Source organism: Paenibacillus sp. N119s (genome assembly GCF_059447605.1).
Map to the genome: position 1 here is coordinate 1 of NZ_JCAJRU010000016.1, position 15884 is coordinate 15884.

Consider the following 15884-nt stretch of genomic DNA (forward strand, 5'->3'; position numbering starts at 1 on the left):
AGACATACTTATCGTAGATTTTCGTGTAATCGCGTTCTACGATGCTGAAATTAGGCATAGTTTTACCCGGCACAGCAGCGACCTCACCCTTCGTCCAATCCTTGACAAGACCCATCGGCTGCGAAATTTCGCCTATAGAATCATGTCCAAGCGGTGCAGTTACAAGGTCTTTATATATTCCTGGCAGATGTACTTTGGCCATGTTCGAGAAGGTTTCGGATAGCTGACGGTAAATATCCCAATCTGAGCGGGATTCCCAAAGTGGGTTAACCGCAGGATTAAATGGATGCACGAACGGATGCATGTCTGTCGAGGACAAATCCGTTTTCTCATACCAGGTTGCCGCCGGAAGTACGACATCCGCGTACAATGGCGTTGTAGTCATCCGGAAATCAAGTGCGACCATCAAATCAAGCTTTCCTTCCACATCTTCCCGCCAAATGATTTCCTCTGGCTTCTGATCTTCATTCGGCTGGGCCAGCAACGCGTCGGAAGCTCCGAGCAAATGCTTCATGAAATATTCCTGTCCCTTGGCCGAGCTGGAAATGAGGTTGGACCGCCAAATAAAGAGTGAACGCGGGAAGTTCTCTGCTGCCCCTGGGTCTTCAATAGCGAAACGGGTCTTACGCGATTTAATCTCTTCCACAGTGTGGTTAATGATTTCCTCGTTTGACTTCTTGCCTAATTGCGCTGCTTCTTCAGCAAATAGCAAGCTGTTTTTATTAAACTGCGGATAAGAAGGCATCCAACCCAACCGGGCAGCGAGCACATTGTAGTCCGCCGGATGTTGGTAACTGACATCTCCCGCAGTCGGTGATTTCAATGTGTCTGTGCCACTTTCTTCATAACGCCACTGTTCTGTTGCGAAATAGAAGAATGAAGTAGCATTTTGCAATCGAGCCGGTCCCTGCCAGTCTTTGGCAAAGGCAATCGTTGACCAACCTTCAATAGGACGGCACTTTTCTTGACCTACATAATGCGCCCAGCCTCCGCCGTTAACACCTTGGGAAGCAGTCAGCACGACCAGGTTCAAGATGGAGCGATAAATGGTGTCACTGTTGAACCAGTGATTGATCCCCGCCCCCATAATGATCATGGAACGTCCTTGGGTATCGATGGCGTTCTGAGCAAATTCGCGAGCAACTTGCACGACAACTGATGCCTTGACTCCCGTGATCTTTTCCTGCCAGGCAGGCGTATAATGACAAGCTGCATCATAATAATCCTTTGCATTATGAGGGCTATCATTGCGAGCCACACCATACTGACTCATCATCAAGTCATATACGGTGGCTACGAAACGCTCTGAGCCATCAGCCAGACGTACTTTTTTCGCCGGAATGACACGTTTGAACGTTCCGTTACCTGCGTTATCAAAATAAGGGAATACGATTTCTTCCCATTGCTCGTCATGACCTACCACCGTGAGCGCAGGCTCAACCTTTGTTCCGTCTTCCCGCTCCAAGATCAGATTCCATTTCTTATCCTGCTCCCAGCGCTGTCCCATGGTACCGTTCGGAACCATCATTTCCCCTGCTACTTCATCGAATATGACCGGTTTCCAGTCTGCATGCTGTGAAGCATCCCCCAGATCGCTGGCCCGCAGAAAACGTCCGCCTTTCCAGGCTCCTTCATGGGGATCAAGCAGAATCATGAATGGCATATCTGTATATTGCTTGGCATAGTTAATGAACATGGGTTCCTGGCGTTCCTGATAGAACTCATCCAGAATGACATGCGTCATCGCCTGTGCCACAGCGGCGTCTGTACCTGGATTGGGTGCAAGCCAGTTGTCAGCGAACTTCACATTTTCCGCCAAATCCGGAGCCACGGATACAACCTTGGTTCCTTTATAGCGTACTTCCGTCATAAAGTGAGCATCTGGCGTCCGGGTAAGTGGTACATTCGATCCCCACATGATCAGATAACCTGCGTTGTACCAATCTGAGGATTCAGGTACGTCCGTTTGCTCACCCCAAATTTGAGGAGAAGCAGGCGGAAGATCGGCATACCAATCGTAAAAGCTCAACATCTCCCCACCAAGCAGAGAAATGAACCGAGCTCCCGAGGCGTAGCTAATCATTGACATCGCCGGAATAGGGGTGAAACCTGCAATCCGGTCAGGACCGTACTTACGGATTGTGTAAATTAATTGCGCCGAAATCAGCTGCAGAACATCATCCCAAGCCACACGAACATGCCCGCCTTTGCCGCGAGCCGATTTGTAGAGCTTGGCTTTCTCCGGATCTTCCACAATGCTGGCCCATGCGTCTACTGGATTGCTATGCTCCTTGAGAGCAGCTTGCCAGAGTCGCAATAGCTTACCGCGCATATATGGGTATTTCACACGTAACGGGCTGTATTCATACCAGGAAAATGAAGCTCCACGCGGGCATCCACGCGGCTCAAATTCCGGCATGTCCGGACCGCAGGAAGGATAATCAATTTGCTGATTTTCCCAAGTGATGATGCCGTTCTTTACAAAAACCTTCCAGCTACAGGAGCCAGTACAGTTAACACCATGCGTCGTGCGAATCACTTTGTCGTGAGACCAACGCTGGCGGTACACGTTTTCCCATTCTCTATTTTTTTCTTCAAGGATTGACCAATTTCCGGAATAGCTCTCGATTGGTTTGAAGAAGTTGAGACTGTATTTCTTTTTCATCGGTGATCAACGCTCCTTTTCAGAATGAATCAGTCCGTCGCAAGCCCATGGGAAAGATCCATTCGCTTACTCTCATTATGAAATTCATTCATCTCTGTTCCCATTAGGGAATGTCCTATAGCGTTATAGAAAATCCCTCGTTCTATGGAATCATACAAAAAAAGCCCCCTCTGTTCAGAGGGAAGCTTGTATGAATAGATTAATTGTTCTTTTGGCCTGTTAACAGGAGCATCATAAAGGAAATCAGTATAATAGAACATGTCCAGGCCCAGGCCATGGGAAGATGACCAGCATCCACTGCAATATAGATGGCAGTCGGGATCGTTTGTGTTTTACCCGGAATATTCCCAGCAATCATCAGCGTAGCACCGAATTCGCCCAGTCCACGGGCAAAACCGAGCATAAAGGCCGCTTTAAAAGCAGGGAAGATCAACGGAAAGGTGATATAACGGAAGACCTGCCATTCATTTGCACCCATCGAGCGCCCTGCGCTCTCCAAATCCCGGTCCACTGAAGCGAATCCCATTCTCAGTGTCCGGTAGACGAGAGGAAAAGCCACAACTACCGCTGCCACAACCCCAGCCCACCATGAGAAAATAATAGGCTCGCCAAACCATTGCTCCATCAACTGTCCAAACCAACTTTTTCGTCCGAGTAAGATTAACAGTAGAAACCCAACTACAGTCGGCGGGAGCACCAGAGGCAGCATAAGCACGGTTTCAACGAGAGTTTTCCCTTTGAATAATCCTAACCGCGACATGGACCATGCCGAAAACAAACCTAATAGGATCACCAAAATACTGGATAACAGCGCAACCTGCAGCGATAATCGGATTGGAGGCCAATATTCGTTCCAATCTATAGCTTGCATACTCACTTCGGTATGGTAAATCCATACTTAGCCATAATATTCAAAGATTCTTGCGATTGAAGGTATTCATAAAAGTTTTCGGCTTCTTGAATATGCTTGGAAGCTTTGACAATGCCGATAGGATACTCAACCGTAGAATAGGTTTTAGGATCGACCTCAAAGGCAATTTTCGCCTTTTGCGAAGTTAACGCATCTGTCTTATACACAAACCCCACATCAGCGTTACCTGTTTCTACGTATTGCAGCACTTGTCTAACATCTTTCGCCTGAACGAGCTTGTCCTGCAGCACATCCCAAAGCTTTACGTTTGTCAGTGCTTCCTGTGCATATTTGCCTGCAGGAACACTTTCAGGAATACCGATTGCTACCTTTTTCACTTCGTTTTTCGTTAGATCCTTGATATTCGTGATGCTCATCGTCCCATCTGCAGGGATCACCGCTACCAGCTCGTTCGTCAGCCATGTTTTTTGTTGATTGCTATCGATTAACTGCTGATCTACGAGCGACTTCATGTTTTTCTTTGAAGCAGACAAAAACAAGTCCGATGGTGCCCCTTGCTCAATCTGCTTTTCCAATGCACCGGAACCACCAAAGTTGAAATTCAATTTAATACCTTTATGGGATGATTCGTACAACGGCTGGATTTCTTTGAGTGCATCTGTTAAGCTCGCAGCTGCGGAAATGGTCAGTTCAACAGTTTCAGCCTTTTTCGATGATTCCTGGCTGGAGACCTCGTTTTGAGTCGTGCTATTTCCACCTGAAGCTGGTTGTTGCCCCGCGCCGCATCCTGCAAGTACTAACACAATGGCAAAAATAAAAAAGAAGACCTGACTTTGTTTAATAATTTTCTTCATGTTGGATCGGCTCCTTACGTTCTGCCTATCATAAGGGATAGGTTCCATTATGAATGAAGTTGTGCCTGTTTGGTGCGTTCAACCAACGTACAATTCTCAAGCAGAATATGATTATAAATGTCCGCTTCCAGGTCCTCCAAACGCTTCAATACAAGTCGGTGTGTACCACACGCTTCCTGTAGCGGCTCAAAACCATTGGTAATCAAGCGCAGCTCCTGCAATAAATCCACAACCGCTTGATGCTCACCCTGCAACTCGGACAAATGAAAATGAAGTGCATCCACACGTTCAAATGCCGAGTCTTGAAGAAACGCTTGAATCAACGGAAACAGAAGGTTTTCCTTGAATTGAATATGTGCCGATAGCTTCTGCTTAAGCAAGGTATAAAGTTCATTCACTCGCTTTAGGTGCGAATAACGTTCGCCATGGACCCGCGTTAGTTTGGTAATATACGGTGTGAGCGCCGCTAGTTCTTCACATAATTTTGTGTGATACTCATCCTGAATATAGGCGATCAGTTCTTTGGGTTCCAGCGAGGAAGGCTGCATTTGCTTATGCTGTGCCTGGCTTTCCTCCACTTCATGCACCCGCTCCAGCAGTTCATCAGCATGAAGACCTCGGCTCTCTGCTGCTTCGCGGAGCGGTATTTTCCCGCCACAGCAGAAGTCAATCCGTAGTTTACGGAACAAGTCACTAGTTTTGGGCACTTCTTTCACTATGTCCGCTACCCATGTTTCCACCGTTAGCTGGCTCATTTTTCATTCCCCCATCTTACTTCATTTTTATACTTAATTCTCATTCTATGTTTCTCTCAAGACTGAGCCAATAAGGGTGTTCCCTTTTTCACTCATGGAAACAGCCTGCTTATAAAAAACCTGCGACCAGCTGTTCAGCTGCTTCTTTGCCTTGAGCGATACAGTCCGGAATGCCAACGCCTCCATAACCAGCGCCACACAGAAAAACATTCGGAAAATACCGGGACAAATCGTGTCTTACCTTCGTCATATGCTCTTTGTGCCCAATCGGATATTGCGGCATCGATTGAATACACCGACTGACCTCAGTCATTTCAGGTTGAGCCTCGATCCCCATTAAATCTTTCAGGTCTTTGCGGGCAGCTTCCACCAGTTCCTCGTCTGTCATCTGAACCCACTCCTGTGCACCTGCATGACCAATGTAAGTCCGTAAGAGTGTATAGCCTTCAGGTGCGGTATGGCTCCACTTTGTCGATGACCAAGTACAGGCCGTAATCATTTTTCCTTCTTTGCGGGGAACGAGAAATCCAGTTCCCTCATAGGCCAAGCGAAGGTCTGAATTTTTATAAGCCAAGGAAATATTCGCTACCGAAACGTAATTGATCTGATGGAGCCAGCTCACACTTTCGATATCGGAAAACAATGTAGCCGCCTCAAAGGCTGGAACAGCGCAAATCACTGCATCTGCCTCTAACATTTGGCCATTATCCAGGATTACCTGATAAGCGTCCTCTTTTCTCACTTCAGAGGCACGCTGTCCCATCACAAATTGAACGGTGTCAAGCTTTTCCTTTAACCGCTCCACGATGGTGGATAATCCTTGCCGATAGGAAAGAAACATGCTCTTCTTGGCAATTTCCGGGTATTTGCTAGATATACCCGACTTTCTCCCGGCTCCTTTAGCCATACCTATAATCAGACTTCTATGCTTTTGTTCCATCTGCTTAAATTGAGGGAAGGTTGACTTGAGGCTAAGAGAATACGTATCGCCAGCATAAATACCAGATAGCAAGGGTTCTGTAATCTGGTTCAACACTTCTTCGCCAAGACGCCGCTTGATAAAATCTCCCAGAGATTCATCCATATCGCCTTTCTTAGCTGGAAGGATCAAATCCAGGGCTGCGCGCGCTTTTCCCAGCGGAGAAATTAACCCTGTACGAATGAAGGGAGTTAGCTTTGTTGGAATACCTAAAATAAAGCCCATCGGCATCGTATGCAGCTTGCCTTTATGCAAAATGGAGGCTGACTTGGCCTTCGGGTTTGTTGATACCAAATCGGCTTCCAGTCCCAACTCCATAGTCAGATCCAATATAGCCGTCTTTCTGGCCAGAAAAGCATCCGGTCCTTTTTCGATCATAAAATGGTTTTGGCGTATCGTTTGCAGTTTTCCTCCCAGACGGTCGCTTTTCTCCACTAACGTAATCTCCACTTCAAGCTGTCTGTCCTCCGCCAGCTTTTTCACATAAAAAGCGGCACTTAAACCGCTTATTCCTCCACCAAGGATCACAACTTTTTTAGCATTTTTATTCATGAGCACACACTTCCCTTCCCACTCCGGGCATATATGCACAATAAGGGTCGCTCTCCAAGTAATCTCCGGTGATGGCAAAAGCCCTTGCTCTGGAGCCTCCACAGATTGTATTAAATTCGCAGACTCCACATTTGCCTTTAAGCAGAGATTTATCTCGAAGATTATTCATAATCGGAGAGTGCCGATAAATATGGGCCAAACTGTCATTCCGTACATTCCCGCATGACAGCGGTAGGAAGCCACTTGGGTACACCTCGCCGATATGACTGATAAAAACAAATCCATCTCCATCATTTACGCCTTGGGGAGCGCGACCCAGAACATCTACCCTTTTTTGTTCGGACGTTGCGTTATGCTGTCCTGCTTTATGCTTTTCCTGTAGGACAACCCTTCGATAGTGAGGTGCTTCGGTAGCCTTTACACCGTAGGGCATCTGTTGCTGTATCTGATACAACCACTTCATTACCGCCTCATGCTCATCAGGAGTAATCATATCTTTTTCCATACCACGTCCGGTTGGAACGAGAAAAAACAAGCTCCATAACACCGCCTGCATTTCCTTGACCTTCTCTGCGATTTTCTCCAAGTCATGAAGATTGTATCGGGACACCGTTGTGTTCACTTGGATAGGAATGTTCAATTCCTTCAAATAGCCAATTCCCCGCATAGTCGTATTGTAAGAACCCACGGTCCCACGAAAATGATCGTGAATGTCCGCACATGAACCATCGAGGCTAAAAGCCCATCGTGATAAGCCAACCTGCTTTGCTTTTTCGACTGCTGCTCGTGTCACTTTCGGGGTCGCACTGGGAGTCATGGAAACCGACAGCTTTTTCTCCTCAATGGCATATTGAGCCAGCTCAAACAAGTCGGGACGCGCTAACGGATCTCCACCTGTGAAAACCACCAGCGGATGATTCATTTCAGCGATTTGATCGAGCAGCTTTTTGCCCTCTTCCAATGTCAGCTGACGAGGGTCAGGCTTATATTGGGCTTCCGCTCTGCAGTGAAGGCATTTTAATGCGCAAGCTCTCGTTACCTCCCAAATGACAATAAACGGGTCTACACGATAATCTCGTGGCGTTTGCAAAGATATCATTGATGTCTCTCCTTTTTAAAAATATAAAAACAGCACAGATACATAGAGCATCAATGAAAATCCAATTTCAGCCATGCCTACATGTTTTGCCTTTAACTCGAATTTAGGAAGCCATATAGCTCGTATGAACAAAATTAAAAATGGAATAATCAAAAACACCTTGATCCAGGCGGCAAACAGCACAATGATCAGATGATAGATAATAGACGCATAATAGTAACGTGGATTTTTTCTTTCACGGATGATCGTTTTAACATAAAGAGCCGTTCCTATGAAATAACACACCAATAGCAAAAACAGCTCTGTAGTCAGCATCCAATCTCCGCCTTCTCCAATATGAACAACAGGATATATAAAAGAGCAGAAGAGCAAAATCGCGGTAATGTCATTTAACAGAGCACGCTCATTCTTGATTTTGGCGTAATACATATTAGCCATAAAAAAGAATAGGAGCAGAACTCCGTACCAGATCAACGCAGGTCTAACCCATACTAGAGAAGCTAAAAGAGGAAGGAGTATTGCTCCGTATATAAAAACAGGTTTACGGTATCTTTTACTGTTTCCTGTTTTGATCCATTGGAGAACAGGAAAACTAAATAAATAGATAAAAAACCAGCATACGAATAGAGGGATATGAATGAATTGTTTTGGAGAAGCAGCTAAGCCAAACAAAAATGGAAGAATGAGCATTGCCCAGGCTCCATGCTGATTGGGAATGTATCTACTGATCCCTTTCAACGTCTTGATCCTTTTTTCACAATGTTTAACACCTTTATAGCTTCGGTTAATCGACTCATCATCCATTCCCCCAAAAATTCAATTTTTCACCCTACTTTAATTCTAAGTATTCTGTCCAATTGAACCAATCAGGGAGTTCCCTTTTTTGTTTGGGGGAATAGCCTAACCTGAAGATGAACCTTCACTTTCTTTATAAAAACATACCAAAGTAATCGTCCAGCACTTCCTGGGAGTATCCGTCATCTCCTTGCCAACTTGCTACGGAATAAAAATCATCATTACCGCCACGGCGTCTACGAGGTGTGTCCCGCGGTACCAGCAATCCCGCATACCCCCACACTTCCATAGCCACATCGCGTTCATTTTTGCTGGATGGGAGCACATCTTTCCAGCGCTTCTCCAATTGTCGTGGACCGTTCTGAGCCTCACAGGCCTGAACAGCTTCCAGCATATTGCGAAGGATAGCCAGATCCTCATCAGAAACCTGAATCTCCTCTTCTTGGCTAAACAATTCAAGGTCCATCCAACAATAAAGAAGATGATTCAGCCGAATACCCCCCCATTTGATTCGTTCAAAATTCAGTACATTCAAATCCGCATTGATGTATTCCTTATCAGACATTAGTTTATGAAAATTACAATCCCCACAGCTACTGTAATTGGGCAAGACGACAGGCCGTTCACTATAGGTGTGCAAAGGCAGTTGTGCGGTTAATGCCCAGCTCGATAAGGCGCTTCGCAAATGGACTTTTTTCGTGGAAAGACTGTGCAAAAACGCTGCGGCCACTCGCTCTTTTGTAGCCTTTTGCTGGTGCAGCTCATGTAACCTTTTTATCATCTCATCATGTGTAATGGTGATCGGATCGAACATCAAGCCCTTACTTTTGGCGTATTCATAATCCTCACCCGAAAAGGGTCCCCGTTCCTGCTTCCAGCCATTGGACGACCAGAAAGTGTTCATGAGTATTTTCTTGGCTTTTTTATCCATCACACTTCTCCTTACTCATCTGACACTCTCACCTTCAACATTCATTTTTATACTTAAAAGCAATCGCCGTATTTCCAGATCGGGGATCAAAATAGGAGCAGATTTTTCCCCAGATTAGTTTATATTCCTTGTAAGGATAGGGCTTGGTTTGTCGGTAGCTTGGCTTTATGGACAAATGCCGCTCTAACAAACGATCATGCTCCCTTTGCCGCTTTCGCTCCCCTTCTTCAGACCAATTATCCCATGAAGTTGGAAATTCATTGCCCTGAAGTGAAATCTCCACAACCATTAGGCTTGTATCCTTAAAGCATACAGACACAAAAAAAAGCCGATCCAGCAAAGGAACCTGATCAAAATGATACCAAATGTACCCATTTTCCAGCTTTCTTACAGAATGAAAATAGTTCAAATAGAAAGCAGTCTCTAACAACTGCTCTTCTGTTAAAGAAGAATCAATCGCGTGTTCATCATTGACCTGGATGATTCCCGATTCCCAGTCATTCATTGCTGCCACTCCCTAAGCTGATATGACGATCTTCTACGGCTACTCTTTGTCCTTATTTGTCCACATGGTGGAAAATGGCCTGCCAGGCCCGATCCAGCACACGTGTATGTAAACGTCCGGCATAAATATTTCTCACGATGGCAAGAACGATCACACCCACAAATACAACGCTAAGTATGGTAATAGAGGGAACCCAGTGGTCGAACATGGCATTCGCCAACACTTGCAGCAGATCTCGCTCCGGCTGCAAATATTCCACCGCCGCAACGATGCCTGCTGCCAGCAATATAATCACAGATATAATCAAAAGCATTGCATTAATTACTTTGTATCTGGCAAGCCCTTGTTGAAAAATACGAGTGCCGGCATATTGCTCCAGCAAGATGATCTGCTGGTGAAAATCATCCTCCACCTGTTCTACTGGCAGGTCGTGCTTCTGAATCAAAGCATGTGCTTTCTTCAGTTCGGATTGAATAAATAGACTGTTCTGGATGGCAGATCCTAACTGACCTAAAACGTTCATATCTTTTTTACCTCATTTCAATATTTAGTAAAAATCAAAGTAACCTCGCCAGGCCCCTTCATTCTGATGCTTGGCAAAATAAAAGCAGCCCCCGTCGACAATGTTCAATCCAGCTTTGACATCTGACGCAATCTGAAACACAAATTCACAGCCTTCGCCAAAGTCGATGCCTGATTGAATAAAGCTGGGATAGCCACCGATTTTGTGAACCACATGGATTCCCTCTACAATGTCCTCAAAATAGTCGGGTTCCTCTTCATCCATGTTGTTGATGGCATCACCATACTCCTCAGGGATGTCTTCCCCGTCCCAAACGGGATAGTCATTCTCTAGGAGCTCAGGGAATAACGGGAATGCCTTGATGTGCATGAATGCTGGACCAAAATCTTTTTCAACCAAATCCTCTACCGACGTATACTCACGAATACACATATATCCTTCCATGTCCTCATGATCCAGTACATCGGGAGACAGGAAGACCGTCAACAGCTTGACATCACACATAGCTTGAGGAACAAAAGGCATAGCAGGCAAATACAATTGCATGATCGGAGCCATAGCATTCCCCTGTACATCAATGGGTTGTTCTTCCGCCGGCAAAGCCACTGTAACTCTGCCAATCCAGCTCTGTTCCAGGGAATCTAACGGTCTGTGGCCCCCTGTATGAAAAATAGTAGCTTTACGCTTTAGAATCGTTCTTAGCTTCTCGATAGAGTTGCTGGACAACGAAATCACCCCTTTCTAGGCTAGAGTAGAAACGCAACAGCATACGAGCCTGCTTTAAATCCAAACTCACTTAATCGGTCTTCCATCTCTTGAATTTGACGAAGATAATCTTCCGGTACAGCTGGCAGATCCTGTTCATTGACTAATGTTCCGCCGAGTCTAGCGCATGCATATTCGGCACTTTTCCACATCGCCTCAAACACAACTTGCGGCTGCACTGTTCTTACCACATCCATACTGAAAATCAAATCTGCAAACTGATCCTCTGCAAGTGTACTCAGCCAAAAAAATCCAGGCTCTGTTCCCGTATGTACGCTAAATAGTTCATCATTGCCTCCCGGGCCGTGATGGTGTGCATGGAAAATATCCATATCTCCCCACTCCATTCCAAGGCTCAGCATGACATCCCAAATGTCCGCTCCACGGTAAGATTGACCTTGATCCGCTACCAGTCTAAGCATGACAGTGTGTTCCCACTCATCTTCCTGATCTGTAAATGCTTGAAGTTTTTCCGCTTTTGCACGTGCATGGGCAGCATCCTCCCGAGGAAGCACACGAATGGTCCCCTTCTCCTGAAATCGCGCCGGTAGTGTGTTCATAAAATCAGCAACCTTGGCTTCTTCCAAACAAATCTGCATCTCTACATTATTGAATACATCCACACAAATACATATTTTATCATAACAGCATTCGCCTTCTAGTCTACGCCCGACGCTAGTCCATATCTGCAAATCTTGAACATGCCCGTATACGATATATCCTTTGAGCAATTGCAAAATGTCTTCATCTGACAACGTAAAATCACAGAATTCCACATCTATCAGCCAGTAGATATTAGAATCAGGCTCCACTTCATGGATTCCTTTTATCATCTTTCTAGGCGCATGATCCAACTCTATGGCAAGAATGCTCGATACGTCCTCACTCCCATACTCAGGCAAATTCAAAACATACTCCTCCTTATTACCTGTTTTTTACTTTACAGTTTCCTATAACTCTCAATATATATTAAACTATAAACCACCAAGCACAAAATAGGTTAAAAGTGCTGGGTTGTTGAACATGACTCGTAGAACTCAAAGCTTCGAAAGGAGAAACGCATGATGCAAAAACTGTGGCAAAAAGGAAAAGCTCTGTCCCTGCCTATTATCGTGTCGGCATCGCTGATTTCTGGAGCGCTGTCTGTAAGTATACCTGCGGCCAATGCCGCTGCAACCAAGGAATTGCTTCAGCTATCCGGACAGACGACTTACTTCGGAGAGGTTGTGAATGGTCAGCCGCACGGACGTGGTACGATCAAATGGAGCGAATACAAGCAGTATTCGGGCGATTTTGTGAATGGAAAACGCTCAGGAACTGGAAAATATATAAATCAATATACAGATGCAGATGGACAACATCATAAAGTCGTATACAACGGAACATGGAGCAAGGACACGATGAGCGGCAAGGGTACGCAGACTGAAAAGGTGACACAAATGGACGGAACGATACGTTCGAATGAGATCCAAGCAGGTACTTTTCAGAACAATGGATTACAGAACGGCTACCAAGTGATCCATGCTGTAGCCGACCCGGACTATAGCTTTACTTATAAAAATGGAAATGAAGTGCTAGCTATTTTGCACACTAATCGTGATCTGGTCCAAAGATGGCAGCAAGGAGAACTTTTCTCCGTAAATTATAAAAATGGCTCCGTCCAAAAGAAATATTCCATTTTCCCTGAAGAAATTGCTGCCAAAGAACGTCAACGACAAGCGGCCATCAAATATCTCAAGGGGATTACCGCCAAGGTCACCCCTCACTTGCAGCAGTTTGAAAAACTGTCCAAGCAGGTCCCTCTGAAATAAGCTAGAATGCCGCACAATTTATAATTAGCCTCTACGCAAAAAGCCCTCTCTTTCTTATGGGAATATCTACAAGAAAGAGAGGCTTTTTCTTTTTCATTATCGAAAACAAGTAAGAACTTCGGATCATAACAACTCCTACTATTCTCCCTGATATACTCTCATGAACTCATACAAATGACTTATTTTTTGCATAAACCCCCTCCTTTTTTTGCTAACTAACGCTAGAATCACTAAAATATTAAGTAATTATTTTAATCATCCGAGGTGGACATCATGCCTAAAATTATGGTTCCTCCTGAGAAACTAGAGGCGGTTTCCAGGCAGTTCGCACAGGCACGTGAGCTGGGGGCACAAATTTGCGGACAACTGTCACAGCAGATCCAAATGCTAGAAAATAGCTGGGCAGGAACGACACAGCAGCGCTTTTATCAGGATTTTCATAAAGCACGTGGACAAATGGACGCTTTCACTCAAACGGTTGGTTCTGTCAGCGCAGAGCTGCGTTCGATTGCAGTAAAATTCAAGGAAACAGATGCCCAAGCAGACACGGGGATTAACCAAGGCGATCAGAGCGGACAGATGAAGAGCAGTGAAGGAACAACTTCCGGAAAAAAAGGAAAAGATCCAGCAGATATAGCCATTAACAGCCTGTCAGAGGCCAACAAGTGGCGGGGGCAACTTGGCTTTGCCGGAACAGCGATTTATAGCGGTCTGGCTTCCACACTTGTACTCACCAAAACAGTAGAATTCAAGAAAAGCCTGAAAAATCCCACTCGGGCGGTTATACATAATGCGGCTTGGGTGAAAGGCAAGGGTAACAATGCTTTTATGCGTAATTTGGGCAAAAGCATAAACCGCCAATTCGCTAAACCAGGTATTGTGATGAAGGGCTTGAAAGGCTTTGATCGTTTAGCTGGGAAGCTACAAATGGGTAAGCTCGGCCTTGGATTTAACAAAGCCAATAGCTTTCCTCAGTGGACACGGAACGTCATCGCTGGGGTAGAAAAAGGCCGTTACGGCATAGCTACACGCCAAATTCCCGGCATGATCGCCAAAAAACTATACCCTATTAATGCCACCATGAATATTGTAGGCGAGGGAATCAACCTGGCTGGAAAATGGAAAAGCGGGACGCTTACCGGAACGGATGTGGCTGTATCCGCTTCTAACGTAGCGATTAAAACTGCCGCGACATATGGCGGTGCAGTTGTTTTGGGGTCCATAGGCGGTGCCATTGGCGGTCCGGTTGGTGCAGCCGTCGGTGCATACGTTGGCGGTACAGTGGGGAGCTGGGCAGGTGGAAAAGTCGCCAAATTCGCCGAAAAAGGGATACGCTGGGCCAGCAAGTTATTTAAATGATATACACACCTAACAGATGGAGAAGGAGCCTGACTATGGATAAACAAACGGTAATTTTAACGCTTGAGGAACTGGGCTTTGCCTTGACCGCACTGGGCGCAGAAGATATGGCTTCTGGTCTGCTCCAATCTTATTACGGGGAACTGACTGAAGATCGCTGGGAACTGCTTTTTCATGCTGCAACACATAGCCTGATATCCAAGGGTTTGATGGAACAGCGGGATGACGGACAACAGCAACTTGAATTTGATGAATTCATTGTTGATATGCTGGCTCATCTGGCACAAAGCCGTCAGATGCTGCGTGGATACAAAGAGCAGCAGGACAAGCAAAATACATTAACGATACACCATGGAAACGAACGTTTTCTATATCATTTTTCCAGCCACAATGAACTCCATTTCTTTCGCTGGTCTTCCCCAGAAGACTGGTATCACGACATTGATCAATTGTTTGGTCTGTCGGCTTCCAGCTTCAATGCCCACAACCAATACGTCGATTTGACAGAAGAGCAGTGGAATGAGCTGACCTCATCCAACTTCACAATGCAGCAATTGGCAACATGGAAGCTTCAAGCGTCGGATCAACAAATGATACAAGACTGGCGAGAGGATTTTAATCGTAATCACTACAGCCTGGATAATTTGAGCCAGATGGTATACACAGATACAGATAAAGAGGGGCCTTCCGTTACAAATCTGCTATTCGTTCTTACAGGAACGAATCATGTGTGGGTTGTAAGAAATACAGAACTGGATATGCAGGCCACCCCACGTCTGCGCATTGAAAGTGTGACCGAAGCTGACTGGAGAGAACGGATCACTCACTTCATTCAGGCGTTTGTACCCGACGAGGCGGTATTCCGTGGATAAAATTGTATACCGCAGATCTTTGGCACTTTGGAAAGCTTTGGGTAGCTTGATGTTTGTGCTGATTTGTCTGTTTCTGCTGCTGCTCATTTTTATCGACGAAGATATCTCTGCTCTGCAAATCTTTTTCTTTATTACGTCCGCTATGGTCGGAATCCCTTTTTTCGGAAGTTATTTGGTAGTTTGTTTGAGCAGAACACTTCGCAAGAATACCTTCCTGTTCATCTTTGACGAACATAGTATTTCCGATGGTGTCCGAACTGTTCCGTGGTCTGCAATCACTAAAGTCGAATTCGAGGGAGCGTCCATTCGCAAATGGCTGCGTCCTCGCTTCCCCGCCTTTATTTTTCACTTGAATGATCGCAGCACCTGGGAAGTGAGCACCGATTATGTGTTAAACGATATGGAGCTGAATCAGACAAACAAACAACTTCGAAGTCTCATTAATCAGTATGGCAAGCCGAAAACCAAACGTTCCTGAACATTGCCATGGTTGCAGCCACACAATTTCCTTGCCCTGAGGATGACCCGTATAAAAAATCCCATTCGCA

The 15884-nt window shown here is 45.5% G+C and carries 16 protein-coding genes; 4 read left to right on the forward strand and 12 right to left on the reverse strand.

Annotation, left to right across the window (positions count from 1 at the left end; all coding sequences use genetic code 11):
- From AC5V8P_RS03905 to AC5V8P_RS03960, 12 genes are all read right to left on the reverse strand, one after another.
- Positions 1-2665 (reverse strand): nitrate reductase subunit alpha (locus tag AC5V8P_RS03905; protein WP_495473559.1); only part of this gene is annotated, 2665 nt, incomplete at its 3' end.
- Positions 2666-2864: 199 nt separating this feature from the next.
- Positions 2865-3542, reverse strand: a complete 678-nt coding sequence (gene modB, locus AC5V8P_RS03910; RefSeq protein ID WP_064796960.1) for a molybdate ABC transporter permease subunit — start codon at positions 3540-3542, stop codon at positions 2865-2867.
- Complete coding sequence (gene modA / locus AC5V8P_RS03915; RefSeq protein WP_063208494.1) at positions 3539-4390, reverse strand: molybdate ABC transporter substrate-binding protein; 852 nt, start codon at positions 4388-4390, stop codon at positions 3539-3541. Before modA ends, modB begins: the two co-directional genes overlap by 4 nt.
- A 47-nt stretch (positions 4391-4437) precedes the next feature.
- Positions 4438-5145: a DUF542 domain-containing protein gene (locus AC5V8P_RS03920; protein ID WP_064796959.1), complete on the reverse strand. Its 708-nt coding sequence runs from the start codon at positions 5143-5145 to the stop codon at positions 4438-4440.
- Between the two features lie 109 nt (positions 5146-5254).
- Positions 5255-6676: a protoporphyrinogen oxidase gene (gene hemY / locus AC5V8P_RS03925; RefSeq protein WP_064796958.1), complete on the reverse strand. Its 1422-nt coding sequence runs from the start codon at positions 6674-6676 to the stop codon at positions 5255-5257.
- Positions 6669-7775: a TIGR04053 family radical SAM/SPASM domain-containing protein gene (locus tag AC5V8P_RS03930; RefSeq protein WP_064796957.1), complete on the reverse strand. Its 1107-nt coding sequence runs from the start codon at positions 7773-7775 to the stop codon at positions 6669-6671. The genes hemY and AC5V8P_RS03930 overlap by 8 nt, the downstream gene beginning before the upstream one ends.
- 15 nt (positions 7776-7790) lie before the next feature.
- Entirely contained in the window at positions 7791-8579 is a 789-nt protein-coding gene (locus AC5V8P_RS03935; RefSeq protein ID WP_064796956.1) for a YwiC-like family protein, read from the reverse strand.
- A gap of 124 nt (positions 8580-8703) precedes the next feature.
- Positions 8704-9501, reverse strand: coding sequence for a hypothetical protein (locus tag AC5V8P_RS03940; protein ID WP_064796955.1), 798 nt, complete (start codon positions 9499-9501; stop codon positions 8704-8706).
- Positions 9502-9535: 34 nt separating this feature from the next.
- The gene (locus AC5V8P_RS03945) at positions 9536-10006 is read right to left on the reverse strand and encodes a hypothetical protein (RefSeq protein WP_064796954.1); all 471 of its coding nucleotides are present in this window, start codon (positions 10004-10006) and stop codon (positions 9536-9538) included.
- Positions 10007-10058: 52 nt separating this feature from the next.
- Entirely contained in the window at positions 10059-10529 is a 471-nt protein-coding gene (locus AC5V8P_RS03950) for a DUF6097 family protein (RefSeq protein WP_064796953.1), read from the reverse strand.
- A gap of 24 nt (positions 10530-10553) precedes the next feature.
- The gene (locus AC5V8P_RS03955; RefSeq protein ID WP_064796952.1) at positions 10554-11255 is read right to left on the reverse strand and encodes a DUF1963 domain-containing protein; all 702 of its coding nucleotides are present in this window, start codon (positions 11253-11255) and stop codon (positions 10554-10556) included.
- Positions 11256-11275: 20 nt separating this feature from the next.
- Positions 11276-12202, reverse strand: a complete 927-nt coding sequence (locus tag AC5V8P_RS03960; RefSeq protein WP_064796951.1) for a cell division protein ZipA C-terminal FtsZ-binding domain-containing protein — start codon at positions 12200-12202, stop codon at positions 11276-11278.
- Positions 12203-12358: 156 nt separating this feature from the next.
- On the opposite strand from AC5V8P_RS03960, the gene AC5V8P_RS03965 reads away from it, so the two are divergent.
- From AC5V8P_RS03965 to AC5V8P_RS03980, 4 genes are all read left to right on the forward strand, one after another.
- A complete protein-coding gene (locus AC5V8P_RS03965; protein WP_064796950.1) occupies positions 12359-13105 on the forward strand; it encodes an MORN repeat-containing protein in 747 nt (248 codons plus the stop codon).
- 273 nt (positions 13106-13378) lie between these two features.
- Positions 13379-14464, forward strand: a complete 1086-nt coding sequence (locus AC5V8P_RS03970; RefSeq protein ID WP_064796949.1) for a WXG100 family type VII secretion target — start codon at positions 13379-13381, stop codon at positions 14462-14464.
- Positions 14465-14499: 35 nt separating this feature from the next.
- A complete protein-coding gene (locus AC5V8P_RS03975; RefSeq protein WP_064796948.1) occupies positions 14500-15336 on the forward strand; it encodes a YfjC family protein in 837 nt (278 codons plus the stop codon).
- Positions 15329-15814, forward strand: coding sequence for a DUF5381 family protein (locus tag AC5V8P_RS03980; RefSeq protein ID WP_064796947.1), 486 nt, complete (start codon positions 15329-15331; stop codon positions 15812-15814). Before AC5V8P_RS03975 ends, AC5V8P_RS03980 begins: the two co-directional genes overlap by 8 nt.
- The last annotated feature ends 70 nt before the right edge of the window (positions 15815-15884 follow it).